26 protein-coding genes and 3 tRNA genes are annotated in these 25,531 nt (G+C 55.3%); 7 read left to right on the top strand and 22 right to left on the bottom strand.

From position 1 onward, the window contains the following. Positions 1–6: 6 nt before the first annotated feature. The 5 genes from hpaH to hpaG form a co-directional block, all read right to left on the bottom strand. A complete protein-coding gene (gene hpaH / locus B2Q93_RS20005) occupies positions 7–810 on the bottom strand; it encodes a 2-oxo-hept-4-ene-1,7-dioate hydratase (protein WP_015572593.1) in 804 nt (267 codons plus the stop codon). 127 nt (positions 811–937) lie between these two features. Then, positions 938–1,318 carry a 5-carboxymethyl-2-hydroxymuconate Delta-isomerase gene (locus tag B2Q93_RS20010; protein WP_212478248.1) on the bottom strand — a complete coding sequence of 127 codons (381 nt, stop codon included), beginning with the start codon at positions 1,316–1,318 and terminating at the stop codon, positions 938–940. Positions 1,319–1,327: 9 nt separating this feature from the next. Continuing rightward, complete coding sequence (hpaD, locus tag B2Q93_RS20015; protein ID WP_286934234.1) at positions 1,328–2,179, bottom strand: 3,4-dihydroxyphenylacetate 2,3-dioxygenase; 852 nt, start codon at positions 2,177–2,179, stop codon at positions 1,328–1,330. Between the two features lies 1 nt (position 2,180). After that, on the bottom strand, positions 2,181–3,647 hold the full coding sequence (gene hpaE / locus B2Q93_RS20020) for a 5-carboxymethyl-2-hydroxymuconate semialdehyde dehydrogenase (RefSeq protein WP_286783764.1): 1,467 nt from the start codon (positions 3,645–3,647) through the stop codon (positions 2,181–2,183). Then, a complete protein-coding gene (gene hpaG / locus B2Q93_RS20025) occupies positions 3,644–4,921 on the bottom strand; it encodes a 4-hydroxyphenylacetate degradation bifunctional isomerase/decarboxylase (protein WP_263617789.1) in 1,278 nt (425 codons plus the stop codon). Before hpaG ends, hpaE begins: the two co-directional genes overlap by 4 nt. A gap of 270 nt (positions 4,922–5,191) precedes the next feature. On the opposite strand from hpaG, the gene hpaR reads away from it, so the two are divergent. Next, entirely contained in the window at positions 5,192–5,632 is a 441-nt protein-coding gene (gene hpaR / locus B2Q93_RS20030) for a homoprotocatechuate degradation operon regulator HpaR (RefSeq protein WP_040077306.1), read from the top strand. Between the two features lie 86 nt (positions 5,633–5,718). Then, on the top strand, positions 5,719–7,383 hold the full coding sequence (tsr, locus tag B2Q93_RS20035; protein WP_286783763.1) for a methyl-accepting chemotaxis protein: 1,665 nt from the start codon (positions 5,719–5,721) through the stop codon (positions 7,381–7,383). Between the two features lie 38 nt (positions 7,384–7,421). On the opposite strand, the gene B2Q93_RS20040 is transcribed toward tsr, so the two are convergent. Both B2Q93_RS20040 and B2Q93_RS20045 read right to left on the bottom strand, forming a co-directional pair. Further along, positions 7,422–8,783: an MFS transporter gene (locus tag B2Q93_RS20040; RefSeq protein WP_212478244.1), complete on the bottom strand. Its 1,362-nt coding sequence runs from the start codon at positions 8,781–8,783 to the stop codon at positions 7,422–7,424. A 212-nt stretch (positions 8,784–8,995) separates the two neighbouring features. Continuing rightward, on the bottom strand, positions 8,996–9,910 hold the full coding sequence (locus tag B2Q93_RS20045; RefSeq protein ID WP_046886505.1) for a GntR family transcriptional regulator: 915 nt from the start codon (positions 9,908–9,910) through the stop codon (positions 8,996–8,998). Between the two features lie 145 nt (positions 9,911–10,055). On the opposite strand from B2Q93_RS20045, the gene B2Q93_RS20050 reads away from it, so the two are divergent. Further along, positions 10,056–11,078, top strand: a complete 1,023-nt coding sequence (locus tag B2Q93_RS20050) for a zinc-binding alcohol dehydrogenase family protein (protein ID WP_286934241.1) — start codon at positions 10,056–10,058, stop codon at positions 11,076–11,078. Between the two features lie 80 nt (positions 11,079–11,158). Here the strand turns inward: B2Q93_RS20050 and opgB are convergent, their stop codons facing one another. The 9 genes from opgB to B2Q93_RS20095 form a co-directional block, all read right to left on the bottom strand. Then, positions 11,159–13,450 carry a phosphatidylglycerol--membrane-oligosaccharide glycerophosphotransferase gene (opgB, locus tag B2Q93_RS20055; RefSeq protein ID WP_286934243.1) on the bottom strand — a complete coding sequence of 764 codons (2,292 nt, stop codon included), beginning with the start codon at positions 13,448–13,450 and terminating at the stop codon, positions 11,159–11,161. A gap of 274 nt (positions 13,451–13,724) precedes the next feature. After that, positions 13,725–14,207: a DUF2501 domain-containing protein gene (locus B2Q93_RS20060; protein WP_212478241.1), complete on the bottom strand. Its 483-nt coding sequence runs from the start codon at positions 14,205–14,207 to the stop codon at positions 13,725–13,727. A gap of 76 nt (positions 14,208–14,283) precedes the next feature. Continuing rightward, entirely contained in the window at positions 14,284–15,021 is a 738-nt protein-coding gene (gene dnaC, locus B2Q93_RS20065; protein ID WP_040077299.1) for a DNA replication protein DnaC, read from the bottom strand. Then, entirely contained in the window at positions 15,018–15,563 is a 546-nt protein-coding gene (gene dnaT / locus B2Q93_RS20070) for a primosomal protein DnaT (protein ID WP_046886509.1), read from the bottom strand. Before dnaT ends, dnaC begins: the two co-directional genes overlap by 4 nt. A 107-nt stretch (positions 15,564–15,670) precedes the next feature. Then, the gene (locus tag B2Q93_RS20075) at positions 15,671–16,099 is read right to left on the bottom strand and encodes an organic hydroperoxide resistance protein (protein ID WP_040077297.1); all 429 of its coding nucleotides are present in this window, start codon (positions 16,097–16,099) and stop codon (positions 15,671–15,673) included. 82 nt (positions 16,100–16,181) lie between these two features. Next, positions 16,182–16,634, bottom strand: coding sequence for a MarR family winged helix-turn-helix transcriptional regulator (locus B2Q93_RS20080; protein WP_286934247.1), 453 nt, complete (start codon positions 16,632–16,634; stop codon positions 16,182–16,184). 41 nt (positions 16,635–16,675) lie between these two features. Then, positions 16,676–17,317 carry a TetR family transcriptional regulator gene (locus tag B2Q93_RS20085; protein ID WP_212478240.1) on the bottom strand — a complete coding sequence of 214 codons (642 nt, stop codon included), beginning with the start codon at positions 17,315–17,317 and terminating at the stop codon, positions 16,676–16,678. Positions 17,318–17,382: 65 nt separating this feature from the next. Next, positions 17,383–17,856, bottom strand: a complete 474-nt coding sequence (locus B2Q93_RS20090) for a threonine/serine exporter (RefSeq protein ID WP_286783758.1) — start codon at positions 17,854–17,856, stop codon at positions 17,383–17,385. Beyond that, the gene (locus B2Q93_RS20095; protein WP_046886512.1) at positions 17,847–18,623 is read right to left on the bottom strand and encodes a threonine/serine ThrE exporter family protein; all 777 of its coding nucleotides are present in this window, start codon (positions 18,621–18,623) and stop codon (positions 17,847–17,849) included. Before B2Q93_RS20095 ends, B2Q93_RS20090 begins: the two co-directional genes overlap by 10 nt. Before the next feature lie 365 nt (positions 18,624–18,988). On the opposite strand from B2Q93_RS20095, the gene B2Q93_RS20100 reads away from it, so the two are divergent. Beyond that, positions 18,989–19,723 carry a helix-turn-helix transcriptional regulator gene (locus B2Q93_RS20100; RefSeq protein ID WP_286934252.1) on the top strand — a complete coding sequence of 245 codons (735 nt, stop codon included), beginning with the start codon at positions 18,989–18,991 and terminating at the stop codon, positions 19,721–19,723. After that, positions 19,720–20,355 carry a DNA-binding transcriptional activator BglJ gene (bglJ, locus tag B2Q93_RS20105; RefSeq protein ID WP_040077290.1) on the top strand — a complete coding sequence of 212 codons (636 nt, stop codon included), beginning with the start codon at positions 19,720–19,722 and terminating at the stop codon, positions 20,353–20,355. Before B2Q93_RS20100 ends, bglJ begins: the two co-directional genes overlap by 4 nt. Positions 20,356–20,387: 32 nt before the next feature. Here bglJ and B2Q93_RS20110 read toward each other — a convergent pair whose 3' ends face one another. After that, positions 20,388–20,846 carry a YbaK/EbsC family protein gene (locus B2Q93_RS20110; protein WP_233801884.1) on the bottom strand — a complete coding sequence of 153 codons (459 nt, stop codon included), beginning with the start codon at positions 20,844–20,846 and terminating at the stop codon, positions 20,388–20,390. 329 nt (positions 20,847–21,175) lie between these two features. On the opposite strand from B2Q93_RS20110, the gene B2Q93_RS20115 reads away from it, so the two are divergent. Then, positions 21,176–22,519, top strand: a complete 1,344-nt coding sequence (locus tag B2Q93_RS20115; protein WP_040077289.1) for a PTS sugar transporter subunit IIC — start codon at positions 21,176–21,178, stop codon at positions 22,517–22,519. 314 nt (positions 22,520–22,833) lie between these two features. Here B2Q93_RS20115 and fhuF read toward each other — a convergent pair whose 3' ends face one another. Then, a complete protein-coding gene (gene fhuF, locus B2Q93_RS20120) occupies positions 22,834–23,622 on the bottom strand; it encodes a siderophore-iron reductase FhuF (RefSeq protein WP_286934258.1) in 789 nt (262 codons plus the stop codon). A gap of 151 nt (positions 23,623–23,773) precedes the next feature. Between fhuF and B2Q93_RS20125 the strand changes: the two genes are divergently transcribed. Next, complete coding sequence (locus B2Q93_RS20125) at positions 23,774–24,004, top strand: DUF1435 domain-containing protein (RefSeq protein ID WP_286934260.1); 231 nt, start codon at positions 23,774–23,776, stop codon at positions 24,002–24,004. A 28-nt stretch (positions 24,005–24,032) separates the two neighbouring features. Here B2Q93_RS20125 and B2Q93_RS20130 read toward each other — a convergent pair. The 4 genes from B2Q93_RS20130 to rsmC form a co-directional block, all read right to left on the bottom strand. Next, positions 24,033–24,118: transfer RNA gene (locus tag B2Q93_RS20130), tRNA-Leu, on the bottom strand. A gap of 33 nt (positions 24,119–24,151) precedes the next feature. Then, positions 24,152–24,237 (bottom strand) — tRNA-Leu (locus B2Q93_RS20135). 28 nt (positions 24,238–24,265) lie between these two features. After that, positions 24,266–24,351, bottom strand: a tRNA-Leu gene (locus B2Q93_RS20140). Between the two features lie 147 nt (positions 24,352–24,498). Continuing rightward, positions 24,499–25,527, bottom strand: coding sequence for a 16S rRNA (guanine(1207)-N(2))-methyltransferase RsmC (gene rsmC / locus B2Q93_RS20145; protein WP_286934262.1), 1,029 nt, complete (start codon positions 25,525–25,527; stop codon positions 24,499–24,501). Between the last annotated feature and the right edge of the window lie 4 nt (positions 25,528–25,531).

A 25,531-nucleotide genomic window follows, 5' to 3' on the forward strand; every position in this document is an offset into this window, starting at 1 on the left:
CGTCTCCTAGACAAAGCGGCAGCTGATGGACCCCATGTTGCCGTAGTCCACGTGGAAGGTGTCGCCCCGGCTGGCGGCAACCGGGCGGGTAAAGGAGCCGCCGAGGATGATCTGGCCGGGTTCAAGCTGAACGTCGTACGGCGCGAGCTTGTTCGCCAGCCACGCCACGCCGTTCGCCGGGTGGTTAAGCACGCCCGCGGCGACGCCGGTCTCTTCGATGACGCCGTTGCGATAGAGCAGGGCGGAGATCCAGCGCAGATCCAGTTCGTCGGGCTTAATCGGGCGGCCGCCGAGGATCACCCCCGCGTTGGCGGCGTTATCGGAGATGGTGTCGAACACCTTGCGCGGGCGCTGGGTTTCAGGATCAACGTTGTGACAGCGGGCGTCGATCAGTTCCAGGGCGGGGATCACGTAGTCCGTGGCGTTGTAGACGTCGAAGATCGTGCAGTTTGGGCCGCGCAGGGGTTTTGCCAGCACGAAGGCCAGCTCCACTTCGATGCGCGGGACGATAAAGCGATCGACGGGGATGTCGCTGCCATCGTGGAAGAACATATCGTCCAGCAGCGCGCCATAGTCCGGCTCGCTAATCTGCGAACTGGCCTGCATCGCTTTGGAGGTCAGGCCGATCTTATGGCCCTTCAGCACGCGGCCCTCGGCAATTTTCAGGCTCACCCATTCGCGCTGAACAGCGTAGGCGTCTTCTATGGTGATCTCCGGATACTCCAGCGAGATCGCGCGGATCTGCTCCCGGGACTGTTCCGCCTGATGCAGGCGGTGGGCGATCAGGGTGTGGGTATGTTTGTCGAGCATGGCGATATCCTGTTGTATTGTTTTCTCCCTCTCTCTGTGGGAGAGGGCCGGGGTGAGGGCATCAGGCCGCAGAGATTTCCCTCACCCTAACCCTCTCCCAAAGGGAGAGGGGACAGATCGAGAGGTACTACTTAAACAACGCGTGCACGTTGTTTTGCTTGTAATTGAGCGTCGGATGCAGCTCCTCTATCTCAAACGACAGCGCCAGATAGCGTGCGTCCATCAGCCCGGCGAAATGATCTTTAATCAGCGCAAACAGCATCTCGCCCACCTGCTGACGGCTCTCCAGGCTGCGCCCCGCGCCAATCTTCAGCGTCATGTGCACGAAGGCATAATCGTGTTTCCCGTCGGCCATCTGCCAGGTATCCAGCCAGTGGGCGCGGCTGCGGATACCGCCGATTGGAAAGATACCCGTGGCGGCCAGCGCCGCGTTCACCCTGGCAAACAGCCCCGGCAGGTCGGCCTGCTCGCGGATGTTGTCGGTACATTCAGCAATAAAGTGCGGCATGATGGCTCCTTACGCGGGCAGCGGGAAAACGGCGTTAACCTGACCGGTACCGGAGCTGGCGAACAGCTCGGTAAGGAACTCCACTTTGCCGTCGTATTTGTCCCAGCCGAGCATCCCCAGCAGCATCACCGTATCGTGCATGTTGCCTTCGCCGTAGCAGTAGTCGGCGTACTCCGGCAGCATGCTGCAAAACTCTTTGAACTGGCCCTCGCGCCACAGCTTGACCACGCGCTCGTCCATCTGACGGTCAAACTCGCGGGTGTAACTGTTCATCCCTTCTTCCGCGCGCTGGTCGTCGATGAAGCGGTGCGAGAGCGAGCCGCTGGCGAGCACCGCTACGGTGCCGTCATATTTTTCGATGGCGTTGACGATGGCCTCGCCGAGCCTGCGGCTGTCGGCAAAATCGTGAACGGTGCAGAACGCCGAAATGGAAACCACTTTGAAGTGCTTATCCGCGTTCATGTAGCGCATTGGCACAAGGGTGCCGTACTCCAGCTTCAGGCTCGGGATGTTGTGCGCTTTGGCGCGCACGCCGAGCTTCACCGCCTCGTCGGCGATCAGTTGCCCGAGTTCCGGGTTGCCGTCGTAGTCGTAGGTCATGTCGCGGATAAAGTGCGGCAGCTCGTTGCTGGTGTAGACGCCGGAAAAATGGTCCGCACAGTTAATGTGATAGGCGCTGTTCACCAGCCAGTGGGTGTCGAAGACGATAATGGTATCGACCCCCAGTTCGCGGCAGCGCTTGCTGATCTCTTTATGCCCGTCGATGGCCGACTGGCGGCAGCCAAAGTTTTTGCCGGGTATCTCGGAGAGATACATCGATGGCACGTGGGTGATTTTTGCCGCTAACGCTAAGGTGCCCATATCAGATACCCCACTTTGGAATCGGATGGTTGCCCATCGAGATGCAGACGTTTTTCATCTCGGCGAACACTTCAAAGCTGTACTCGCCGCCCTCGCGCCCGGTGCCGGAGGCCTTCACGCCGCCAAACGGCTGGCGCAGGTCGCGCACGTTCTGGGTGTTGACAAACACCATGCCCGCTTCGATGTTGCGTGCCAGGCGCAGCACTTTGCTGACGTCCTGGGTCCAGATATACGACGCCAGGCCATACTCCACGTCGTTGGCCAGGCGCAGCCCTTCCGCTTCGTCCTTAAACGGCAGCAGGCAGGCCACCGGCCCGAAGATCTCCTCCTGGGCCACCCGCATCCGGTTATCGACATCCGCCAGCACCGTCGGGCGCAGGAAGTTGCCGCCTTTCAGGTGAGCAGGCAGATCGGTGGGTTTATCCGGCCCGCCCGCCAGCAGGGTCGCCCCTTCCTCAATACCGAGGCGGATATAGCCGGAGACTTTTTCCCAGTGCTGGGCGCTAATCAGCGCGCCAACCTGGGTGTTTGGATCGGTCGGGTCGCCCACCCGCAGGCGGCTGGCGCGTTCGGCGAAGCGTTTAACAAATTCCGGGTAGATGCTCTGCTGAATGAAAATGCGCGAACCGGCGGTGCAGCGCTCGCCGTTGATGGAGAAGATGGTGAACAGGGCAGCGTCCAGGGCGCGTTCGATGTCGGCATCCTCAAAAATCAGCACCGGCGATTTGCCGCCCAGCTCCATTGAGTATTTTTTCAGCCCGGCGTTTTTCATGATGTTGCGCCCGGTGGCGGTGCCGCCAGTGAACGAGACGGCACGCACGTCGTGATGGCGCACCAGCGCATCACCGGCCGTCGCGCCATAGCCCTGCACCACGTTCAGCACCCCCGCCGGGATACCCGCCTCCAGCGCCAGCTCGCCTAAGCGGTCGGCGGTCAGCGGGGAGAGTTCAGACATCTTCAGTACCGCAGTGTTACCCAGCGCCAGGCACGGCGCGACCTTCCAGGTGGCGGTCATAAAGGGCACGTTCCATGGTGAGACCAGCGCGCAAACGCCCACCGGCTGCACCAGGGTGTAGTTGAGCATGGTGTCGTCGACCGGGTAGGTTTTGCCGTTCATCTGCTGGCACACCTCGGCGAAGAACTCGAAGTTGTGCGAGGCGCGCGGGATCAGCACGTTTTTGGTCTGGTGGATCGGCAGGCCGGTGTCGGCGGTCTCCATGGCAGCGATCGCCGGGACGTTCTCGTCGATCAGCTCCCCCAGCCGGCGCATCAGGCGCGCGCGCTCTTTCATCGGCAGGTTGGCCCATTTCGGGAAGGCTTCTTTCGCGGCGGCGACCGCCTGATGGATCTCCGCTTCACCGCCGGAGGCCACTTCCGCTAAGACCTCCCCGGAGGCCGGGTTGGTGGTGTGGAAGTAGTCGCTACCCGCCACGTTTTTGCCGTTGATCCAATGGTTTATCTTTTTCATTTTGTCGTCTCCTCGCTGACAATCCGGTTGACCAGGCGACCTACGCCTTCCACTTCCACCACCACTTCATCGCCCGGGACCACGTCGGAGAGCCCCTTCGGCGTGCCGGTGGCGATCATGTCGCCCGGCTGCAGGGTCATAAATTCACTCAGATACGCGATCAGGAACGGGATACTGAAGATGAGGTCTGCCGTCGTGCCTTCCTGTCGCAGTTCGCCGTTAACGAAGGTGCGCAGGGTGAGGTTGTGCGGATCGGGAATGGCAGCTTTCGGCACGATGTTCGGGCCGATCGGCGTTAGCCCGTCGCGGCTTTTCACCCGCAGGTTGGGGCGGTAGTAGTTTTCGAGATAGTCGCGGATGGCGTAATCGTTGCAGAGGGTGTAGCCCGCAACAACGTCCATCGCGTCGGCCTCACTGACCTTACGCGCGGTTTTGCCGATGACCACCACCAGCTCCGCCTCATAGTGCATGTACTCGACGTTGTTCGGGCGCACCGACGTCTGGTTATCACCGTTAAGGGTGTTCGGCGCTTTAATAAACACCAGCGGCTCGGTAGGGGGAGTGAAGGCCAGTTCGCTGGCGTGATCGGCGTAATTCAGCCCGAGGGCAAACAGCGTGGCGTGCGGGGGTGTGGTCGGTTTAATGGCGACGTCGCGCTCATTCACTACCGGGTTTTCCAGCGGCGGGAAACCTTCAGCCAGAATGCGCACGCGATCGCCGGGACGGATCTCGGCGCGGGTGTGTGGGGTACCCAGCAGAATGGCGTCACCGGGCTGGAGGGTGGCGAATTCGCTCAGGGCGCTCAGCAGTTCGGCGGCATTGCGCTCGAGATCGCCGGTGTTCCAGTGGTCAGCTTCGCGGCCATTGATTTCGGTGATGATGTTCAGGTTATCGATATTATCAACGGCGGCCAGTTCCCCGAGCGGGCAAAAGCCGTCGCGGCATTTCGCCTTGATGGCCGGGCGGTAAAAGCTCTCTTCCGGCAGGCTCACGTCGTTCGCCAGCGCGTAACCGGCAATGTAGTGCTGCGCCTCGTCTACCCGCACGCGGCTGGCGGTTTTGCCCACAATCAACGCAACCGTCGCCCCGCTCAGCACCTTTTCACCGGCGGGGTGGGGGATCGGCTCACCGGCCTGAATCACCGTATTGTGCGGTTTGATAAACCATACCGCTGTTTTAGGCGGTGTGTTGTAGGGGGGCTGTCCAAATGCCTCTTGCCAGGCGGCAAGCTGGCTGCGGTGGTTGAGGGCGACTGCGAAAACCGTACCTTTCATTGCTCTCTCCTCAGGCTCTGTTGCCCGGTTTTGAGTTCGTTAATATATTAATGAATAGGTTTTAGGCTTTCGTTCGGACATTGGCAAACGGAAGTGAAATATTTGTGATATCAATAACAATAAATTTACATATTTATAATAATTGTGTTTATATACAGTGAGTTAATGATTTTATCTGTTTTCTGTTAGACTTTTTTCTTCACGTGAAGGCGACAGTCAGAGTCCGTCGGAGACGATTGTTAGCTTGTTAATGATTTTAAGGGAGGTGCTATGCACGACTCACTCACCATTGCTTTGCTTCAGGCCAGAGAAGCGGCGATGGCCTGGTTTCGCCCCATCGTCAAACGCCATAATCTGACGGAGCAGCAGTGGCGCATCGTGCGCGTGCTGGCTGAAAACCCGAATATGGATTTCCACGATCTCGCCTTTCGAACCTGCATTCTGCGCCCCAGCCTGACCGGCATCCTCACCCGGATGGAGAGCGTAGGGCTGGTGTTGCGATTAAAACCGGTAAATGACCAGCGCAAACTCTATGTTTCGCTTACCAAAGAGGGGCAGGCGCTGTACGCCCACGCCCAGGCCGAAGTGGAAGAGGTGTATCAGCAGATCGAGGCGGAATTTACCGCAGAGAAGATGCAGCAGTTGACCGGACTACTGCGGGAGTTTATTGCGCTGGGTCAGCAGCGCTCCGCCAGGCAGGATGAAGAGTAAATTCTGCTAACGATCAGGACGATTTTCGTAAAGTTTTCCCTTACCAGGCCGAAAATTCTGTTATCTGTCTGGTGGAAAGAGAAAAAATGTTAAATCGTATTAAGATTGTTACTAGCTTGTTGATAGTATTAGCTATTTTTGGCCTTTTACAACTCACATCCGGTGGTCTTTTCTTTAATGCCCTGAAGCATGACAAAGAAAACTTCACCGTTCTGCAAACCATTCGTCAGCAACAATCCACGCTTAACGGCAGTTGGGTCGCGTTGCTGCAAACCCGTAACACCCTGAACCGTGCGGGTATCCGCTACATGATGGATCAGAACAATATCGGCAGCGGTGCGACCGTTAACGATCTGATGCAGATTGCTGCGGCTTCCCTGAAGCAGGCGGAAAAAAGCTGGGCTGACTACGAAGCTCTGCCGCGCGACCCGCGTCAGAACGACGCCGCAGCGCTGGAAATTAAACGTAACTACGATATCTATCATGGCGCACTGGCCGAGCTGATCCAGCTGCTGGGCGCGGGTAAAATTAACGAATTCTTTGACCAGCCGACTCAGGGTTATCAGGACGCTTTCGAGAAAGAGTACGTTAACTACCTGCAGCAGAACGACAAGCTGTATCAGACTGCGGTGGATGACAGCAACAGCTCTTACAGCCAGGCGATTTGGGTGCTGATTAGCATTCTGGTTGCGGTGTTGGTGGTGATTGTTGGCGTGTGGCTGGGTATCCGTCAGGCCCTGATCTCTCCGATGAACCGTCTGATCGACAGCATTCGTCATATCGCCAGCGGCGATCTGGTGAAGCGCATCGATGTGGAAGGGACTAACGAGATGGGTCAGTTGGCTGAAACGCTGCGTCATATGCAGGGTGAGCTGGTGCGTACCGTCGGCGACGTGCGTAATGGCGCGAACGCGATTTACAGCGGCGCGAGCGAAATCTCCATGGGTAACAACGATCTCTCTTCCCGTACTGAACAGCAGGCCGCTTCTCTGGAAGAGACCGCCGCCAGCATGGAAGAGCTGACCGCCACCGTGAAGCAGAACGCCGAGAACGCCCGTCAGGCGAGCCATCTGGCATTGAGCGCCTCTGAAACCGCGCAGAAAGGCGGCAAAGTGGTGGATAACGTGGTGCAGACCATGCGTGATATTGCCGGCAGTTCGCAAAAAATTGCCGACATCATTAGCGTGATCGACGGCATTGCCTTCCAGACTAACATCCTGGCGCTCAACGCCGCCGTTGAAGCGGCGCGTGCGGGCGAGCAGGGTCGTGGTTTTGCGGTTGTTGCTGGCGAAGTACGTAACCTGGCTCAGCGCAGTGCGCAGGCCGCGCGTGAGATTAAGAGTCTGATTGAAGACTCCGTGAGCCGCGTGGATCTGGGCTCTACCCTGGTAGAGAGCGCCGGTGAAACCATGGGTGAAATCGTTAATGCCGTAACCCGCGTTACGGACATCATGGGCGAAATTGCCTCGGCCTCTGATGAGCAGAGCCGCGGTATCGACCAGGTAGGTCTGGCCGTTGCGGAGATGGATCGCGTGACTCAGCAGAACGCCTCGCTGGTGGAGGAGTCCGCCGCCGCCGCCGCCGCGCTGGAAGAGCAGGCGAGCCGTCTGACGCAGGCTGTAGCGGTCTTCCGCATTCAGCAGGAGCAGCAGAAAGCGCGCGCTAACGCGTCGCTGAAACCTGTTGCGGCCCCGGCGATGGCGCGTAAAACCGCAACCGCTGATGCTGGCGACAACTGGGAAACCTTCTGATAAATCACGCGCCCCGTTCCGGGGCGCGTATTTCAGACTTACGCCTGACGAGGATCGTCGATCGGTTTGCGAACCAGGAAGATATAGGCCAGCGCCCCCAGTGCGGTGACGCAGCCGCAGATGATAAGCGCCAGGCGGAAGGAGTGGGTCGTATCCACGATAAATCCGGTCACGATGGGCGCAAAGGACGCGCAGATAAAGCTGGCAAAGTTTTGAATGCTACCTACCGAGGCCGTCATGCGCGAAGCGACGGCGACATGAATCAATCCCCAGCACGATGTACCCGCAAAGTGGATGCAGAACAGCGCCATCCCAATCAATAAAACAGCACTCATCGGCGTGGTTGCCTGCGGTACCACGAAAGTAAAGGCCGCTGAGCAGAGCATACCGATAACAATACTGATTTTACGGCTCCGCACCGGCGCCATTCCCCGCTTGACCAGCCAGTCGGTGGCGAAGCCGTTAGTTAACATCCCTGCCGCCCCAAAGATAAACGGAATGGCCGCCATCAGACCGGTGCTTTTCAGATCGAGGTTATAAGCCGTTTGCAGGTAACCTGGCAGCCAGGCGAGGTAGAGCCAGGCGGTGTAGTTGATGCCGCTGAAGCCGAGCATCATCCCCCACATGGTACGGTTGCGGAACAGGCTACGCCACTCAGCGAATGTGAGCGGATCGCGGCGGGCGTTGACGCTGCCCGCGTTCAGGTAAGCCTCTTCCTGGCCGCTCAGCGATAACTCTTCACGGTTGCGATAGAGCATGTACCAGCCGATGGCGAGGAAAATCCCCAGCACGCCGATAGTGATAAACATACCGCGCCAGCCCATGACCAGCATCATCGCGGCCAGGATAGGTGGGCTCATGGCCACGCCGATAGTGGATGCGGCATTGAAGATGCCCATAGGGCGGCCACGCTCGTTGATGTTAAACCAGTCGTTAATCACTTTAACGCCGCAGGGGTTCATGGGCGCCTCGCCAATCCCCATCCCGATGCGTACCAGCACAAACTGGGTAAAGTTCTGCACCATGCCGGAGAGCGCCTGGAAAAGCGACCAGAAAAACATCCCTATCCCCAGCATAAGCCGTGGGCCCTTGCGGTCCAGCAGCGGGCCGCAGGGTAACTGTGCGATACCGTAGGCCAGAGAGAAAATGGAGAGCAGGGCGCCGATTTCGGTCGCGTTTAGCCCCAGCTCTTCGCGAATGGTGAGGTTTGCCACCGACAGCGAACTGCGGTCAAGGTAGTTAATCACCGCCGCAAAAAATAATAACAGCATGGCGGTCGTCTGAATGCGTTTAATACGCGGAGAACGCGCTACGGCACCCACCGGCGGTACGGGAATATCCCGCGTTTTTTCTTTGTCGAAGGTGGTTTGCGGGTCGAGAGTAATATTGTTTTTTTCCACACCTGACTCCTGAAATATTTTTTATTATTTCTCTTTTTTTATAAATAAGAGGAATATTGATAACGACAAGTGATGTAAATTTAAATTCACTGTCACTCACGGGAAATAACACCAGGTCGACTTATCGTGAGCATAGGCAGCCTTTTTTTTCTCGCGCGGGCCTTTTATCGGAAGCGTGCTGCCCTTAATAGTTTGTCGTTTTTAATCGGTACTTAATAAAAGACCGTCGCGCTCTGTTGCAGGGAGCGAATCATGGACTGTTTTGCGGTTGAGAGGTGGTTACGCAACGCCAGGTTGGCATCTAGATCGTTGCGGCAGATAAGCGCGCTGAGAATGGTCATGTGCTCGTCAATGGCGATGATATTGCGCTGTTTGAGGTCGCTTTCATCCCACTGGTAGTGGAAATGGAAGATCACGGAGATGATCTCCAGCGACTGGTTGAAAAAGATGTTATTGGCGGCGCTGAGCAGCAGCGAGTGAAAGTCGCGATCCAGCAGGGAGAAGGTGCGAAAACTGTCGCCAATACTGTCACGCAGGGCGCGGTGCTCCTCCAGCAGGGTTTTCGCCTGTAGCCAGCGCGGGTCGTTGTCTGGCAGGTTGAGAAAGTGCTGCAGGGCGTGGGTTTCCAGCATCTCGCGCAGTTCAAAGAGCTGCTCGGCATAGGACTGGTCGAACTGCTTCATACTCCACTGGCCGCGTTTGTCGCTCTCAATCAGGTTGTAGCGGCTGAACTTAAGTAAGTACTCCCTCACTACCACAGGGCTGACTCCGGCGGCACGAGCAAGTTGCAGCTCGGAAAAGGATTCACCTGCGCGCAGCTGGCGCTGGTTAATCATTGAAAAAAATGCCTGCTCAAATAATCGGTTTTGTTCGGCCAGCGGGGCCGCGTCGCAGGTGAAGCCATCCTCGCTGGTAGGCTGACGGATAATCACATAGTCATGGTTCACCTGGGCCAGTACGCCGCGGGTGCACAGGTGAGACTGGATGTGGCGAACGGTGGTGCGACTAATGTTATACATCTCTGCCAGCGCGCTTTGCGACGGCAGCGGCGAGGGAATGTGCCCCCGTGACATATCATCGATGACCTGGTTAATCACGTTATGACGCAAATTTTGTGAGCGGCTCATACGGGCTCCTTTTGCCATTGGAGAGGCATTAAAACCCTATTTAAAACGGCTTTATGCGCGTGATTTCACATTTCAGCTTTTTGCCTGCCCGTTATTTCTTATTTTCATCAATATCTGAATCCACAAAAAAACGGGAGGCAAAAAAATGGCAACAATGAATACGCTGGTGTGTCAGGAACCAAAAAAACTTATTTGGGCGCAGCGAGACATTCCCGTAGCGGGCGAAAACGAAGCGCTAATAAAAATAAAAACCGTCGGGATTTGTGGCACCGATATTCACGCCTGGGGTGGGAATCAACCCTTTTTTAATTACCCCCGGGTGTTAGGCCATGAAATATGTGGCGAGGTCATTAGCGTGGGGGAAAATATTCGTACGCTGCGCCCGGGGCAACAGGTGGCGGTGATCCCCTATGTGGCTTGTCAGCGCTGTCCCGCCTGCCTGAGCGGCAGGACCAACTGCTGCGAGGCGATTTCGGTCATTGGCGTGCATCAGGATGGCGGCTTCTGCGAGTATCTCGCCGTACCCGTTACTAATTTGCTGCTGGCAGAGGGTATCGACCCCGAAGCGGCGGCGTTAATTGAGCCTTTCGCCATCAGCGCCCATGCGGTCCGCCGTGCGGCCGTACAGCCCGGCGATGCGGTGCTGGTGGTGGGGGCCGGGCCCATTGGGCTGGGGGCGGCGGCGATTGCCCATGCGGATGGCGCCCGGGTGGTCGTTGCGGATACCAGCGCTTCCAGGCGTGAACATGTTGCCGGGTCTCTTGGACTGTCGACGGTTGACCCTGCGGCGGCGGACTTTACCGACCAGATACGGGCGCACTTTGACGGGGCGCTGGCGCAGACGGTGATCGACGCTACCGGCAACCCGCACGCCATGAACAACAGCGTGAACTTGATTCGTCACGGGGGAAGCATTGTTTTTGTCGGCCTGTTTAAGGGCGATCTCTGTTTTTCGGATCCCGAATTTCACAAGAAAGAGACCACCCTGATGGGCAGCCGGAATGCCACCGCAGAGGATTTTGCAAAGGTCGGCAGGCTGATGGCGGAGGGCAAGCTGAGCGCAGACATGATGTTGACGCACCGCTACGCTTTTCACGAGCTGGCAGAGAGTTACGAACCGGGGGTGATCAATAATCGTCAGCTGATTAAAGGGGTGATTGCCTTTTAACGTCTTGCCATACAGCGCCCGGGGTGGTGTTGGGCGCTGTTTTTTTATTGCCGCGCAGGAGAGGCAGCCCTCTCCTGCGGTTAGCCTTCGGCGTTGACGATTTTAATCTCCACCATCCCAATCCCCAACTGGCGCGGAGAGTGACCGAGGATATTGCCCTCGTTAGTGGACTGCGGATCCGGCGGTACAATGACCAGGGTGCTGCTGCGTGAAGGGTTGTCGAAATGCAGCGTAGTGGTGGTCACCTCGTTGCCGAGCTTCAGGGTCTGCTCGCTCTGGCCAATCCTCACCGGGATAGGGCGATTAGCATTGGGGCCAAAGGCCTTGGCGGTGATGACCAGGTCAAACTTCGCCGGCAGGGGCTGGTTATATTCAATCTTCACTTCGTCGCCCAGTTGGGCATTAGACCAGCGGCCCCAGGATTCCGGACGCGAGATGCCGCTGAACTGCTTCACCTCTTCTGGCGCACCGGCGACGTTAAAGACAAAGCTGTCGGCTTTATAGCGAATGTCGTTATCGGCCACCTTCAGCATCTCGACGTTGCGGTTATAGCGATCGGTGCTGATGACCGTATCCTTGAACGCCGTTTTACCCTGCCACTGAGGCTTGTCCACACGCTGAATGTTCTGCTCCCCACCCAACTGGCCCTGGGAGACGCACCAGTCGGTAGAGAGCGCCAGCGGCTGTGACCAGAGCTGGCCCATCTTGTAGCAGCGATCGACCCAGACGAAGTTATCGCGCGGAGCAAAATCTGCCAGCTGGTAGCGTAGCGGTGCGGAGTATTCGCTCTCTGGCAGCGGCTCGACGCGCTTATCTGAGACGCGCAGCAGCAGCGGCAGGCGGAAATGGCTGCCGGAGAAGGCCATCATATTTTTATCGCTATCGACGGTGAACGCTTTTAGCTCTTTCGGGAAGTTCCACAGGCGGATGACATCCGGTTTCCAGGCCAGCACTTTCTCTTTCATATTGAGGAAAATTTCTGACAAGGATTGCCCTGACAGGCTGCTGCGGCCCAGACCGATGAAGTTATCGCCGCCGAGAATATCCAGCACCGTGGCGCCGTTATCCATGGTGTTGCGCTTAACGGCGAGCGTCTCCTGCTGCGGCTTATCGCCGCGCAGCACGAAGAACAGATTGCTGCGATCTTGCTTATTCAGCTCGTCCCAGGCGGTATTTTTCATCGCCAGATGATCGGAAGAGACCACAATCACCGTGTTTTTAAAGTACGGCGAGGCTTTGATTTTCTCAATCAGCGCTGCAATGTGCTCCTGGCTACAGCCAACGGCACTAAACGACTGGTTCGGTTTGCCATCAATGGCATAGCTCTTGCGCTGGCAGGTGCGGGAGATAAAGCCATCCGGGTGATGGGTATCCACCGTCAGGGCGAATAGCGAGAAACGCTTACCGGACCTGGACAGCGCTTCGAATTTTTTCCAGGTCTCGTCCAGGACCGTATCATCGTAAAAGCCCCAGTCGTTGCGATAGCTCGGGTCGGCGACGGTGGTTTTTAACTCCTCGGCCCCGTAGAGATGGTCGAAGCCGTGAGATTTCAGAAAGACATCTTTCCCGGCAAAGCGCAGGTTGGCGCCCTGCATAAAATAGTTCTCATAGCCGGAGTTTTTCAGGATGTCGCCCAGGCAGATATTTTGCGGGAAGAAACTCGATACCGAGGCCGAGGCATTGCCCTCAAACGGGGCGAACAGCGGGATACCGCACTGGGAGGCCACCATGCCCGCAATGGTGTAATCGGTACCCGGCAGCTGAGCAGTATGGCTGAAATCAATCCCTTCATTTTTGATCGCCCCTAACTCCGGTGCCAGATTCGGGAAGGCGTCGTTGTCAAAGTAGGTGCGCTCCAGGCTTTCACCATAGATATAAACGAGGTTCAGTTTGGGGTTGGGGATGGTTTTTGCGGGCTCTTTGTACCAGGCGGCAAAATCGGGGTCACCGTCGCGAGACTGGGATTTTACCAGCTCGGTAATCTGATTAAATGCCGGGCTGGCATCCACAGAGCCCAATGCCAGTATCAGCGCCAGCAGACTATAGCCAAGATGGTGCGGATGGTGGCGACGACGGCGCAACACCCAGCCCAACAGACCAAACACCAGCGCTAGCGTGGTAGCGATCCCTATACCGGGAAGTATGTACTTACTAACCCCCGCACCTGTAAGACTATTGGTCAGGGTATAAAGAACGGCATCGTTAATGCCATCGCCAGTAAAGTAATCGCTGGCGTACAGGGTAATATTTAAAACAACAAAAAGCCCCAGCACCAGCAGCGTGGCAATAAACCACCAAGTGTTGCGACCCGCTTTCCAGGCATAAACCATTACCGAAGCGAGAAACAGGGTAAAAGAAAGTAACTCTGACAACAGCTTATCCTCAACGATTGCAGCCGCGGGTTAACAAACCAACTGTCTATTTTTTGGGTAATACAATGTAATTGCGATGCCATGTAGCTGCAATTCTAGTGTCATCAAATTGTGCTGTTGTTAGGATTTGGTTTAGATATTGCAAACTTTGAGCAGCGTCTCATCCCTCGATACGGGGGCTCAGGCAATGTCAGGCAGGGGAAATAAAGCGTGCACGCCGCGAGGTGAGCGTAAGCTGTTAATCGCGGCGTGATGTCGTCAAAAAGGGGGAGGTTCAGGAGAGGAAGTTAAGTCCCTGCTTCAATACTAAATCGCAGGCTTTGGTTTTGACCTTTTTACCCAGCGCGGAGTCGCCCAGCGTGTTCAGGTTCAGCTGCTGACCATTCTGTGCATTCAGTAGACCCTGAATACCGTCCATAAAATTGGTATCTTCTTTTTGTTCTTGCGTATCCAGACCCAGCTTACCCAGAACCTGATTTTTAATATTCTGCGTGTCGGTGACCGACGCCAGTTTCTGTTTCGCACAATACTCCAGGATCCCGGCGGCGTTGTTCATGGTGCCCGCGCTCAGGCTCTGGTTACTGTTACCCAGCAGGCCGGTCAGGGTACTGGCTGAGAGGCCGCCGCTTTCTGAACCGCTGCTTTTGGAAAGTTCGCTGGCGGCACTGGAGAGCGAATCCTGCCAGGATGCGGCGTGGGCGGAACCCAGAACTAACGTGGCGCTTAATACGGCGCTGAGAAGAGATGCTGTTTTCATAAGACTTACTCAAAGAGTTGGGGCGGAAGTGGGGCCAGTATAAACCCCACGGCCAGACACTTCCCGGGTAGATTTCTTAATACTCCTTCCCGGTGACACGGCTACGGTAACTCTCCCAGTCAAATATCACGTACAGGCTGTTGCCGAGCTTCATGCGATCCATAACGCGTTCACCCAGCAGACGGGTCATCTCATCGATGTTGTGGTTGGTCAGCATGCCGGTGGGGCGCTTGGAGGAGGAGCGGCGATCGACAATCTGGTTGATGATCACTTTCTCATAACGGGATTCGGTCTGGACGCCAATTTCATCAATGACCAGCAGGTCGACGTTGCTCAGATCGTTGAGTAACTGCTCTTCACTGGTTTCGCGATTGCTGAAGGTGTCTTTCATTGCCGACATAATATCGGCTACGGTGATGATCAGCACCGACTTTCCGCGCAGCAGCAACTCGTTGCAGATGGCAGCAGCAAGATGATTTTTGCCGGTGCCGGGTTTGCCGCTAAAGATAAAGCTCGCGATATTCCCGTCGAACTCTTCCACGTACTGACGCGCCTGCGTCAGCGCCGCCAGTTGCCCCTGGCTCTCTACTTTGTAGTTTTCAAACGAGCAGTTCTGATGCAGCGGGCGAATGCCGGAGCGGTTAAAGGTGCGCTGCATTTTCATGGCCCGGTTTTCGCGGGCCAGCGCCGCGGCGCGGATCTCACCTTGCTCTTTTTGCCACGCCAGAAGCTCTTCGCCGGTGGTAAACGCCGGTTTTACGTTCGCCGGCATGATCTTCTGCAGGCGTTTCATCAGTTCGCCGAACTCTTTCATTTGGCACCTCGGAATCCGTGGGGGATCTGTTTATCCGGTTCTGAAAATGAATTGATATCGCGTCTGGCCTGGCCGCCATTACTGGCGCGGTTGATCTGTACGCTGCGCGCCAGTTTTTGTTGCCATTGAATATGGTGAAAAACTTTACCTTCAGCCTGCCAGTAAGCTGTAAACGCCGCCAGCTCTTCCGGCGTGACGGGCTGGGTGAGGGCAATGCCCCACAAGGCCGCCTGACGCTGAAAATCGGGATCCGGCTGCCAGCCGGCATACATGGCAAATTTGCCCATCGGTACGGCGACCGGAGCGCTGGTAGGTTCTTCGAAAAATTGCGTATCCAGGGTGACATCGCTGGCCGGGCGGGCAACCCGCGCTTCGGTTTCCAACAACTGCGCCAGACGTTCCGGGGTAATGGCGTAAAAAGCAGGCGCATTATCGACAAAGACCGCGATGGCGCCGCCTTCGGCATTGGCCAGCACGCCACGAGGATCGTGCGTGAGGGCATCAAGGCCAGTGACGCGGGTTGTCAGGATTCTGGAGGACATAGCACTTTCTCAACTGGATTACTGCGGGCGTGATTGCAGCACATAGTAGCACAGAGAGAAGGGGGGATGAATGTGCCCTTATCCAGAGGATAAGGGCAGCCAGCGGATTACGCGATGATGTTGAGAGTCACATCAATGTTGCCGCGCGTTGCGTTGGAGTAAGGGCAGACAATGTGGGCCGCATCGACCAGTTTTTTCGCTTCTGCCTGATCCATACCTGGCAGGTGAATGTTCAGTTTGGCTTCAATCCCGAAACCGGTCGGCAGCGGACCGATACCCACTTCGCCTTCAATAAAGGCCTCTTTCGGCATGCTGATTTTGTCACGACCCGCAACAAACTTCATGGCACCGAGGAAGCAGGCGGAGTAACCCGCAGCAAACAGCTGCTCTGGGTTGGTGGCTTCGCCGCCCGCGCCGCCCATCTCTTTGGGTACGCCCAGTTTAACATCCAGAACGCCATCGGAAGAGGTAGCACGGCCGTCACGGCCTCCGGTAGCGGTCGCTTTGGCGGTGTAGACAACTTTTTCTAAAGACATGGCAGATTCCTTATCTTGTGTTTTGCTTGCTATTTAATAGCGAGCGATTTAGTTACGTGTGGCAAACATATAAACTATAGCTTCACGCGCGGTGAAGCTGATGACGTAATTGTTCCAGCTGCTGTTTCAGGACGGACAGCGTGTCGACATCACACTGGGCTGCACAGCCTACGGCATTGGGAATACCCAGCGCCTGCTGTTGCAGGGCAGTACCTGCTTCAGTAAGGGTGACGGCCACCTGACGCTCATCCTGGCGCGAACGCTGGCGAACGATTAAGCCCGCAACCTCAAGACGCTTTAACAGCGGCGTTAAGGTAGCGGAATCCAGAAAGAGACGTTCACCAATATCCGACACGGTAATGTCATCCTTTTCCCATAACACCAGCATCACCAGATATTGCGGGTAGGTGAGATTAAGCGGCGCCAGTAGTTGCCGATAGAGCTTATTCAGCGCAAGGTTCGCCGAATAGAGGGCAAAACAGAGCTGGTTATCCAGCAACAGCGCAGCGGTGTTATCAGTGGGTATCGTTTTCATGTCTTCAATATAGGTAGTGCGCAATTTAATTGCAAGCGATTTTATGGGCAGGTATAACGCAGGGCGACCTGTACCGCCATCTTACGGTAGTGCTCACGTTGGGCCTGCTCGTCTGCCCCCTCTTCAAAGAGTAGGGTAAAGGTGTAACTGTTCGCCACATAATGAAAGCTAAAACTGCTGATCAAACGGTGCAGATCCCGGGCATCCACGCTCTGGTTAAACAGCTGTTTTGCTTTGCCGCGCGTGAGGATGGCCTCCAGCAGCTCCAGTGCGCTGCGGTTGACCTGCCGCAAATAGCTGGATTGCTGCATAAAGCGGCCACGCTGCATATTCTCCATGCAGATGATGCGAATATAGTCCGGGTGATCGGCGTGGTAATCGAAGGTGGTCTCCACCAGATGCACCAGCGCTTCGACGGGAGGCATGCCATCGAGGCTCAACTGTCTTTCACTGGCGCGGATCTGGGTATAGACATACTCCAGCACCAGCAGATAGAGATTCTCTTTATTTTTAAAATGGTAAACCACCATGCGCTTGGTGGTACCTGCCTTCTCGGCAATCTGCTCCATACGCGCGCCGTTCAGGCCGTATTCGGCGAACAGGGCGATGGCGCTGAGGAAAATTTTGTCTTTCAGGCTGGATTCGTCAGTGATTTCGCCAGCTTCGCTGTCAGGGTATGCCACATCGCTTCCTTTTATTGCCGGGTGGGTCAGGCGATTATCTCTGGGGCCGACCGGGAACACAAATTTCATACCCGAGGACGTTTGCGATATAGCCACAAACCGGGGATAGACAGGCCAATGGAGAGCGCGCCGACAATCGAGGAGGCCTTCAGGAAGTTTGTCAGCAGCATAATCATTTGGGGCTCGCTGTAACCGAGATGGCTAATTTTGACCGCCGAGATCATCGCCGTGTAGGCCGAAATGCCGGGAAACATCGGAATAACCGCGGCGACGGTGAACACCTTCGGATGGGCCAGATACCAGCGCGACCACTGGATGCCAATGCTGCCGACCAGAATCGCGGCGATAAAGGTTGCCCATTCAATATTGAGTCCGGCTGTCATCATCACCATTCGTGAACCATGCCCGATAGCCCCCAGTAAGGCGCACCAGGCCAGCGCACGCTGGGGAACGTTAAAGACCATGGCAAAGCCCACTGCCGGAATTGCCGCCAGCAGCATGTCCTGCACTAACGCCAGTAAAAACGTGATTACGCCCATCCGCGAAGCCCCCATAAGGTCATGGCCGTCACGACGCCAATACAGGTGGCAAGCGTGAGTAAGCTGGCGATAGCCCAACGGGCAAGTCCGGTATTGATATGGCCTTTGAACATGTCGGCCACGGCGTTGATCAGCGGAAAGCCCGGCACCAGCAGAAGCACGCTGGCGGCCATCGCGATAGTGGGCGTACTGGCGAAGCCGGGTAGCCGCAGCAGCAGGCCGGAGACGGTTGTTGCCACAAAGGCGGTGATGCAGAAGTTGATCTGCGGGTGAATCTGTCGGTGGGTAAGGACCTGACGCACATACATCGCCAGCGCGCTGGCGGCAAAGGTAATGGCAGCCCCGTCCCAGCCGCCTTTATTGAGCACGCAGAAACAGGCGCAGGAGAGCCCCACCATCAGCACTACCAGCCAACGGGGGTAGCGGAGCGGTTTAATTTGGTTAAAGCGCTTTTCAACATCTTTGCCATCCAGCAGCTTGTGCTCGGCCATGATGACGATATGTTGTACCTCGGTCACCACGTGCATGTTAATTCCGCGATCGTGATTTTTGCGCGTAGAGGTGAGGCAGTGGCCCTCTTTGATGGTGGTCAGCACAATGGCATTGGAGGAGATGGCGCTTTCGACGCTGTCCATGCCCAGCGCCAGCCCCAGGCGGGTGGACAACTCCTCAACAAGCGTGCTTTCCGCACCGTGCTGTAATAAAAACAGACCGCACTGAATACACAGCCGCGTCGTTGCGCGCTGCGATGATTGATCTACCTGCATGGATTACCCTGACGATGGTGATGCCTGAAAGCCCGTAATGGTTACTTTTACAACACATCGCTGTAACGCCGGTGCTGAGGCAGATCAAACTTTCGGCTATCGGTATTTTATTTTTCGCGTTATTAATGGCGTTATTAATTCTGGATTTTTATATGATTAATCTATCCATTCCGCTTTTTGTTATATTTAGAATTTCTAACTTCACCTTTTTAAAATGATCAGTGATAGTACATTATCAAATTCGGCAGGGTGTGCGATATTGTAAGCGACTTTTGCGGTGTATAAAAACAGGATGCACTACTTTATCGAGGATGCGATAAAGATAACGGCGTTTGATCAACGTCAGGAAAGGACTCAAAACAAAAATGACGCCAATAAGTTGTCAGCACGCAATTATTATCAGTAAATTACCGGTAATGCAAACGGGCTTAGGTTGTATTATCTCACGTAATTTGCCTGATTATGAAGTTTCCTATTGCCGCTCTCAGGAAGAGCTTACACTTCTTCAATTACGTCGGGCGAATGTTGTCATTGCCGATATCTCCGGGGAGCAACGTAACCCGCGTCGAATTTGCGAAGAATATTATTCTTTGCAGAATCATTACCGTGATATTCACTGGATATTTTTAGTTTCACGCCGGGTCTATCCCTGTGCGGTAGAGCTTCTGTTACGACCAGAGAGTTCATTGCTTTCAGATATCGAGCCCATTGAGGGCGTGATTAACGCCATTCGTGGCGGAAGCCAGAGTGCAGAACGCATTAGCCAGACGCTGCTAAAACCGGAGCTGGAGGAGCTCGACGAAAGTCGGGATGAGGTGATGTTGACTCACTCTGAACGCAAGGTGTTACGCCTGCTTGGAAAAGGCTGGGGCATAAATCAAATTGCCGCCTTGCTTAAAAAAAGCAACAAAACGGTCAGTGCCCAAAAAAATAGCGCCATGAGGCGACTGTCATTACGCAGTAATGCCGAAATGTACGCGTGGATTAACAGTAACAAGGGAATGAAAGAGCTGAATCTTTTTTCAGCCTATGGAGAACAGGACGAATGGAAAAGAGCGCCGTTAAGAGACCTATCGCTATCGTCGAAAAGTGCACAATGAGTGCCGTTGGTCTGGAACATCTGTTTTCCAGCCCGACTCTTAAAAATTATCATCCCTCTATTTTCAGCGATATTGCGCAATTTAATGAAGCACTTGAGACTATTCCATTTTCAGCACTTATCTATTCGCTTTCCGATTCGCGAAATGAGCGCCGTTATTGTCTGGAATGTTTAAAGTCGCTGGCCGCCAATCATAGCCATATTCAGCGTATTGTTCTGGCGTCTGATACCAAAGAGGCCAGTCTTATCAACCACCTCTCCCCGTCGCATTTGCACGGTATTGTGATTAAATCGGAATCGGTCAAAGCGTTACAGGAGCAGTTAGGTGCGCTGTTAAGCGAAACGCGGCGGAGCAGTGACAGTATTCATAATCACTGGAACCTGCATCGTGGACGCTTACTGAGCCCGACAGAGCGCGCCATTCTGCAATTTATGTCCAGCGGATATTCAATCCCGGAGATTGCCACGCGTCTGGATCGCAATATCAAAACCATTCGCGCACATAAGTTTAACGCCATGGTTAAGTTGGGTGTTCACTCCGACATGGGATTGCTGAATGCTGCCGACATCCTGAGCCACTTCCCTATGCCGGATCGTCGTAATCCACAAAACTTTATGCTTTATCACTCCTGAACATGACGCCAGAGGTTTCTCTGGCGCCCTGCTTACTGACAGACATCCACCCAGGTTGCATCCGTCAGCGTGGCCATTCTCTCCGGTGAAATGCGAACGGCACTGTGAATGGCCCCCGCAGCGGGTAACACCTCTTTAAACTCCCGTAGAGAGACATCGCAGTAGACTGCCAGCGGATTTTCCAGCCCAAAAGGGCAAACGCCGCCTACAGGATGGCCGGTTACGGTCACGACTTCGTCGCTGCTGAGCATGCGTGCTTTGGCGCCAAAGGCCTCTTTTAATTTTTTGTTATCCAGGCGGGCGTCACCTTTTGCCACCACTAAAATCACCTCGTTTTTAACCTTCAGTGAAAGGGTTTTGGCGATCTGGCCGGGGGCAACGTTGTGTGCCGCCGCAGCCAGCGCAACGGTAGCGGTACTCTGGCTGAGCTCGATGACTTCAATGTCCGGAGCATTGTCGGCAAAAAATTGCCTTACAGACTGCAAACTCATTGTTTTCTCCTGCGAAATAGTCTGCGTAATCTTTCATATCAAATTATGCTCTGTAAATATCCCTTAAGTAACAAAAATCCCGTATCAGTGATTTCTGGATCGCCTTCACATTCACGGAAACCGGTTACAGTAACCGGTTGCAGTTGCCGTATGCAGAGATTAATACTGAATACGTAACTCCCCCTGTATCCAATAATAAGAGTCGACTATGAAACCTATCCGTTTGAGCAGTACCGCTGGTAGACGAACCAGCAAGGTGGTGAAAGTGGTTTATGGAACACCGTGCGGCGCGCAGGCGCCCGAAACGAACCTGTGACAGGAGAGCCGTTATGTCTGCCAACCATGCTGCGTTTAACCTGATATTCCGTTTTGTCGAAAATTATGTCAGTCCTGTTGCCGGGCGTATCTCTGCCCAACGCCACGTTATGGCCATCCGCGACGGCTTTATCTCAGCCATGCCGTTTATGATTGTGGGTTCGTTCCTGCTGGTGTTTGCCTATCCGCCATTCTCGCCAGATACCACCTGGGGCTTTGCCCGCGCCTGGCTTGATATGGCAAAACAGTTTGAAGGCCAGATCCTGACCCCGTTTGATATGACCATGGGCATTATGTCCATTTACATCTGCGCGGCCATTGCCTACAACCTGGGCAAGCATTACGTTAACTCGCATCAGCTTGATCCGTTCATGTGCGCCATGCTCTCCTTAATGGCGTTTTTACTCATCGCCGCGCCTAAAACGAAAGGGGCGATGCCGGTAGACAGCCTTGGCGGGACGGGGATTTTTACGGCCATCCTTGTCGCGATCTACTGCGTGGAGATGATGCGTTTCCTGAAAGCGCACAACATTGGTATTCGCCTGCCTGACCAGGTGCCGCCAATGATCAAAAACTCCTTCGATCTGCTGATTCCCGTCCTGGTGGTGGTGTTAACTCTCTATCCGCTGAGCCTGTTTATTCAGTCGCAGTTCGATATGCTCATCCCGCAGGCCATTATGGCTATCTTCAAACCGCTGGTGTCGGCTGCCGATTCGCTGCCAGCCATTCTGCTGGCGGTGCTGATTGGGCACCTGCTCTGGTTTGCAGGGATCCATGGGGCTGCCATCGTCTCTGGCATGCTGCAGATGTTCTGGCTCACTAACCTCGGGATGAACCAGACGGCGCTGGCACAGAGCGCACCGCTGCCGCACATCTTTATGGAGGCGTTCTGGACCTTCTTTATCGTGATTGGCGGCTCGGGTGCAACCATGGGGCTGGTCTTCTGCTACTTACGTAGCCGGTCTGCGCATTTACGCTCTATTGGGCGTCTGAGTGTGGTGCCAAGCATCTTCAACATTAACGAACCGGTGATTTTTGGCACCCCTATCGTAATGAACCCCGTTTTCTTTATCCCCTTCCTGCTGGCACCTATGGTCAATGCGGTACTGGCATGGGCGGCAATGAAACTGGATCTGATTGGACGCGTGATATCGGTGGTCCCCTGGACGGCCCCGGCTCCGGTTGGCGCGGCATGGGCACTGGGCTGGGATTTCAGGGCCGCCGTACTGGTGATACTGCTGGCGCTGGTTTCTGCCATTATTTATTACCCGTTCTTCAAGGTGTACGAGAAACAGCTGCTCGCGCAGGAGGCTGAAGAGGCGCAGCGCGCGGAAGAGGAGAGCCAGCAGGTGGCTTAGGTAAAAGCAAACCGGCAACGGAGGTTATAATGCCGATCGGTTAAGCACGGTGGAATCGTTCCGTTCACTAAGGCATCTCTGCTTTATGCCGGTTCCTCTGCGGCCTGACCGGTGCACGGGTGTTGGCTCCCCGCTGAAATCGGCGAACCGGAGACCGGATGACAAGGGCTGGACGCCATGGATGGCGGCCAGAGGCGAAGCGAGACAGGGACGTCGAGTTGAGCCGACCGCAGGCAGGAGGTCGGGAGGTGAGCGCAGTGCGAAGCACCGATTTCGTTGCGGGGCCGTGGGGAAGGGCATCCGCCCGCAAAAACCTACTTCAGCGTGCAATCGCCGCACTGCTGCACATCGGGCAGGCGGTTACGCTGACAGCATGTACGACGCACCAGCAAACCGTCGCGCAGAACAACGGTGCGGAAAAGGGGGTTATCGCTGCCATCAGAAAGCGAGCGGTCCATGAAACAGGCGTGACGCAGTGCGTCAACGTTCTCTTCCCCTAGCAGCGGTTTCATCTCATTCAGATACCAGTTGATCAGGTAACCGGTATTGCTCCAGATGAGTTTCGCGTTTATCTGCCCGGTCTTTTCCAGCGCCTCAATGACCGGAACCAGCGCCCGCGTAATCAACACTTCCATTCGCTGCTGAGCTGAAAGCCGGGACGTCTGCTTATCCTCATGGACGTCGATCCAGAAGCAGGCGGCACGCCCGGTTTCATGGAATTCCACATGGAAATGTTCGGGAGAGACATCCAGCGCCGTATCCTGCGCAAGCAGCGCTAACATCAGCGGCGGCACCATTAGTCCGACATACCACTGCGCCCACAAAGAGAGGAGCGGCTTGTTTTCACGCGTCAGGCTGGGTTGATTACGGTAGATGTGATCCGAATAGGCGGCCAACAGCGATTGCAGCTCAACCGGACGGCGCCACTGCGCCAGGGTCATACTGCTGTGCGGGGGAGCTTCATCCAGTTTAATGAACTCCAGCAGATGTTCACGCGTCTGGGCGATGGTGTTATGCAACGCATCCGCAAGCGCCGACCTCCCGGTGGGGAGAGGTGCGCGCCAGAGAATATTTTCAACGGCATGTGCGGACTGTATGGCCATAAGCGGATTGGATAAAAATCTAAATGATAATGATTGCCAATCCTAACTATAGATAAAACCGATCGCAAGGGATTTTACTCCCGCCCGTGCTGACAAATGAGAAATATTACCATATGATATTGGTTATCATTATCAGTGTGCGGGACAGACTATGTTAAGCAGAGCATTGGGGAGTGTGTGGGGGATATTACTGCCGGCGATGATTATCGCCACGCTGGCCTTTGTCGATCTGCCTATGGCGATCTGGAAAGGGATTATCGTCACTGGTTTACTGCTGACATCGGTCATGATCTGGCATAAAACATTACGGCACTTTGTGTTGCTGCCATCGTGTGTTGCGCTAATCAGTGGGATGTTGGTGCTGATGATGAATCTGAAGTGAAGGGTACTGCAAGAGAGAAGGTAAGATTTGGTGCGAGGGGGGGGACTCGAACCCCCACATCCTAAGGACACTAACACCTGAAGCTAGCGCGTCTACCAATTCCGCCACCTTCGCACAGTCATCTTACTTTTTTTGATATCGCCTCGTTGGTGCGAGGGGGGGGACTCGAACCCCCACATCCTAAGGACACTAACACCTGAAGCTAGCGCGTCTACCAATTCCGCCACCTTCGCCCAGTGCGAGCAATATCAACGTGATTTATGGTGCGAGGGGGGGGACTCGAACCCCCACATCCAAAGGACACTAACACCTGAAGCTAGCGCGTCTACCAATTCCGCCACCTTCGCAAACCATCGATACTTTAAAAGTATCGTAACCACGGAGGCGCATTCTAGATGTTTTAAGAAGGACGTCAACAGAAAAATGCGTAGGGGCAGCGTGAACGGTGCAAAAATGGGCTTTAACGGTGCCCGGCTTACGCCGGGCAGGAGACGTTATTTTTTCGCCTGGCGTGTCATGATGGCGCGATAAATTTTAAACCGGCCGGTCTGGGCTAACACTTCATGGAAGCCAAAGGTTTCGTCCAGGATTTTTGGATATGGCAGGAAGGCGTTCGCGACGATGCGCAGTTCGCCGCCACTGTTCAGATGGCGCACCGCTTCACGAATCAGGGTCTGGGCCGCTTCAAGACTGGTTTCGATACCATCGTGGAAAGGCGGGTTTGAGATGATCATATCGAAACGACCGTTCACGTCCGAGAAGACGTTGCTGGCGAACACTTCACCTTCAATACCATTGGCGGCAAGCGTCGCACGGCTGGCTTCAATGGCCGGCGCGCTCACGTCACACAGGGTTAAGCGCACCTTCGGCGAATGGCTGGCAAGCACCGCGGAGAGCACCCCTGCACCGCAGCCCACGTCCAGCACTTTACCTTTGGTATGTGGCGTCAGGGTTGAAAGCAGCAGTTTGCTTCCTACGTCCAGATCGTCACGGCTGAAGACGCCCGGCAGGGTTTTGATGGTAAGCGTATCGAGGGCGTATTCCCCCCAATATTTTTCGGCATCGAACGCCGGTTTTTTGTCCAGACGGCCATGATAGAGGCCGCAACGACGGGCGCTGTCGACTTTGGTCAGCGTGACGTACTCTTCCAGCATCGGTTCGGCGCTACGCACACCGCTGCGGTTCTCGCCGACGATGAAGATATCGCAGCCCACCGGAAGCAGTGAGAGCAGGTTCATCAACTGGAACTGGGCTTCCGGCTTATTCTTTGGCCAGTAATAGATCAGGGTGTCGCAGTCAGCCACATCGTTCTGCTCCGCGACCAGGCTAAAGCGCGCACGCTCGCCCATCTGACGGCTTAAAACCTGCCAGTGGTGGTACTGCTGAGTGTGCGCTCGGCTGTCGGCACAATCGAAACGGGCAGGCAGGTCATCCTGCATATCTCCGGCAAACAGAATACGGCTTTGTTCGAAATCATCACTGTGACGCAGCAAGACTTCACTTGCCGGGGTAAATGCAGACATAGTT

The sequence above is a fragment of the Leclercia sp. UBA5958 genome (assembly GCF_002430365.1).
In the GTDB taxonomy this organism is placed as follows: domain Bacteria; phylum Pseudomonadota; class Gammaproteobacteria; order Enterobacterales; family Enterobacteriaceae; genus Enterobacter; species Enterobacter pneumoniae.

Bases quoted from the DNA above. Each gene is read 5' to 3' on its own strand.
- tsr (WP_286783763.1), top strand. From the start codon at position 5,719: ATGTTAAATCGTATTAAGATTGTTACTAGCTTGTTGATAGTATTAGCT.
- hpaD (WP_286934234.1), bottom strand. From the start codon at position 2,179: ATGGGCACCTTAGCGTTAGCGGCAAAAATCACCCACGTGCCATCGATG.
- B2Q93_RS20075 (WP_040077297.1), bottom strand. From the start codon at position 16,099: ATGTCTTTAGAAAAAGTTGTCTACACCGCCAAAGCGACCGCTACCGGA.
- hpaR (WP_040077306.1), top strand. From the start codon at position 5,192: ATGCACGACTCACTCACCATTGCTTTGCTTCAGGCCAGAGAAGCGGCG.
- rsmC (WP_286934262.1), bottom strand. From the start codon at position 25,527: ATGTCTGCATTTACCCCGGCAAGTGAAGTCTTGCTGCGTCACAGTGAT.
- hpaH (WP_015572593.1), bottom strand. From the start codon at position 810: ATGCTCGACAAACATACCCACACCCTGATCGCCCACCGCCTGCATCAG.
- B2Q93_RS20090 (WP_286783758.1), bottom strand. From the start codon at position 17,856: ATGGGCGTAATCACGTTTTTACTGGCGTTAGTGCAGGACATGCTGCTG.
- B2Q93_RS20100 (WP_286934252.1), top strand. From the start codon at position 18,989: ATGACGCCAATAAGTTGTCAGCACGCAATTATTATCAGTAAATTACCG.
- B2Q93_RS20125 (WP_286934260.1), top strand. From the start codon at position 23,774: ATGTTAAGCAGAGCATTGGGGAGTGTGTGGGGGATATTACTGCCGGCG.
- B2Q93_RS20050 (WP_286934241.1), top strand. From the start codon at position 10,056: ATGGCAACAATGAATACGCTGGTGTGTCAGGAACCAAAAAAACTTATT.
- B2Q93_RS20010 (WP_212478248.1), bottom strand. From the start codon at position 1,318: ATGCCGCACTTTATTGCTGAATGTACCGACAACATCCGCGAGCAGGCC.
- B2Q93_RS20080 (WP_286934247.1), bottom strand. From the start codon at position 16,634: ATGAAAACGATACCCACTGATAACACCGCTGCGCTGTTGCTGGATAAC.
- B2Q93_RS20095 (WP_046886512.1), bottom strand. From the start codon at position 18,623: ATGCAGGTAGATCAATCATCGCAGCGCGCAACGACGCGGCTGTGTATT.
- dnaT (WP_046886509.1), bottom strand. From the start codon at position 15,563: ATGTCCTCCAGAATCCTGACAACCCGCGTCACTGGCCTTGATGCCCTC.
- hpaG (WP_263617789.1), bottom strand. From the start codon at position 4,921: ATGAAAGGTACGGTTTTCGCAGTCGCCCTCAACCACCGCAGCCAGCTT.
- dnaC (WP_040077299.1), bottom strand. From the start codon at position 15,021: ATGAAAGAGTTCGGCGAACTGATGAAACGCCTGCAGAAGATCATGCCG.
- bglJ (WP_040077290.1), top strand. From the start codon at position 19,720: ATGAGTGCCGTTGGTCTGGAACATCTGTTTTCCAGCCCGACTCTTAAA.
- fhuF (WP_286934258.1), bottom strand. From the start codon at position 23,622: ATGGCCATACAGTCCGCACATGCCGTTGAAAATATTCTCTGGCGCGCA.
- B2Q93_RS20110 (WP_233801884.1), bottom strand. From the start codon at position 20,846: ATGAGTTTGCAGTCTGTAAGGCAATTTTTTGCCGACAATGCTCCGGAC.
- B2Q93_RS20045 (WP_046886505.1), bottom strand. From the start codon at position 9,910: ATGAGCCGCTCACAAAATTTGCGTCATAACGTGATTAACCAGGTCATC.
- B2Q93_RS20060 (WP_212478241.1), bottom strand. From the start codon at position 14,207: ATGAAAACAGCATCTCTTCTCAGCGCCGTATTAAGCGCCACGTTAGTT.
- hpaE (WP_286783764.1), bottom strand. From the start codon at position 3,647: ATGAAAAAGATAAACCATTGGATCAACGGCAAAAACGTGGCGGGTAGC.
- B2Q93_RS20115 (WP_040077289.1), top strand. From the start codon at position 21,176: ATGTCTGCCAACCATGCTGCGTTTAACCTGATATTCCGTTTTGTCGAA.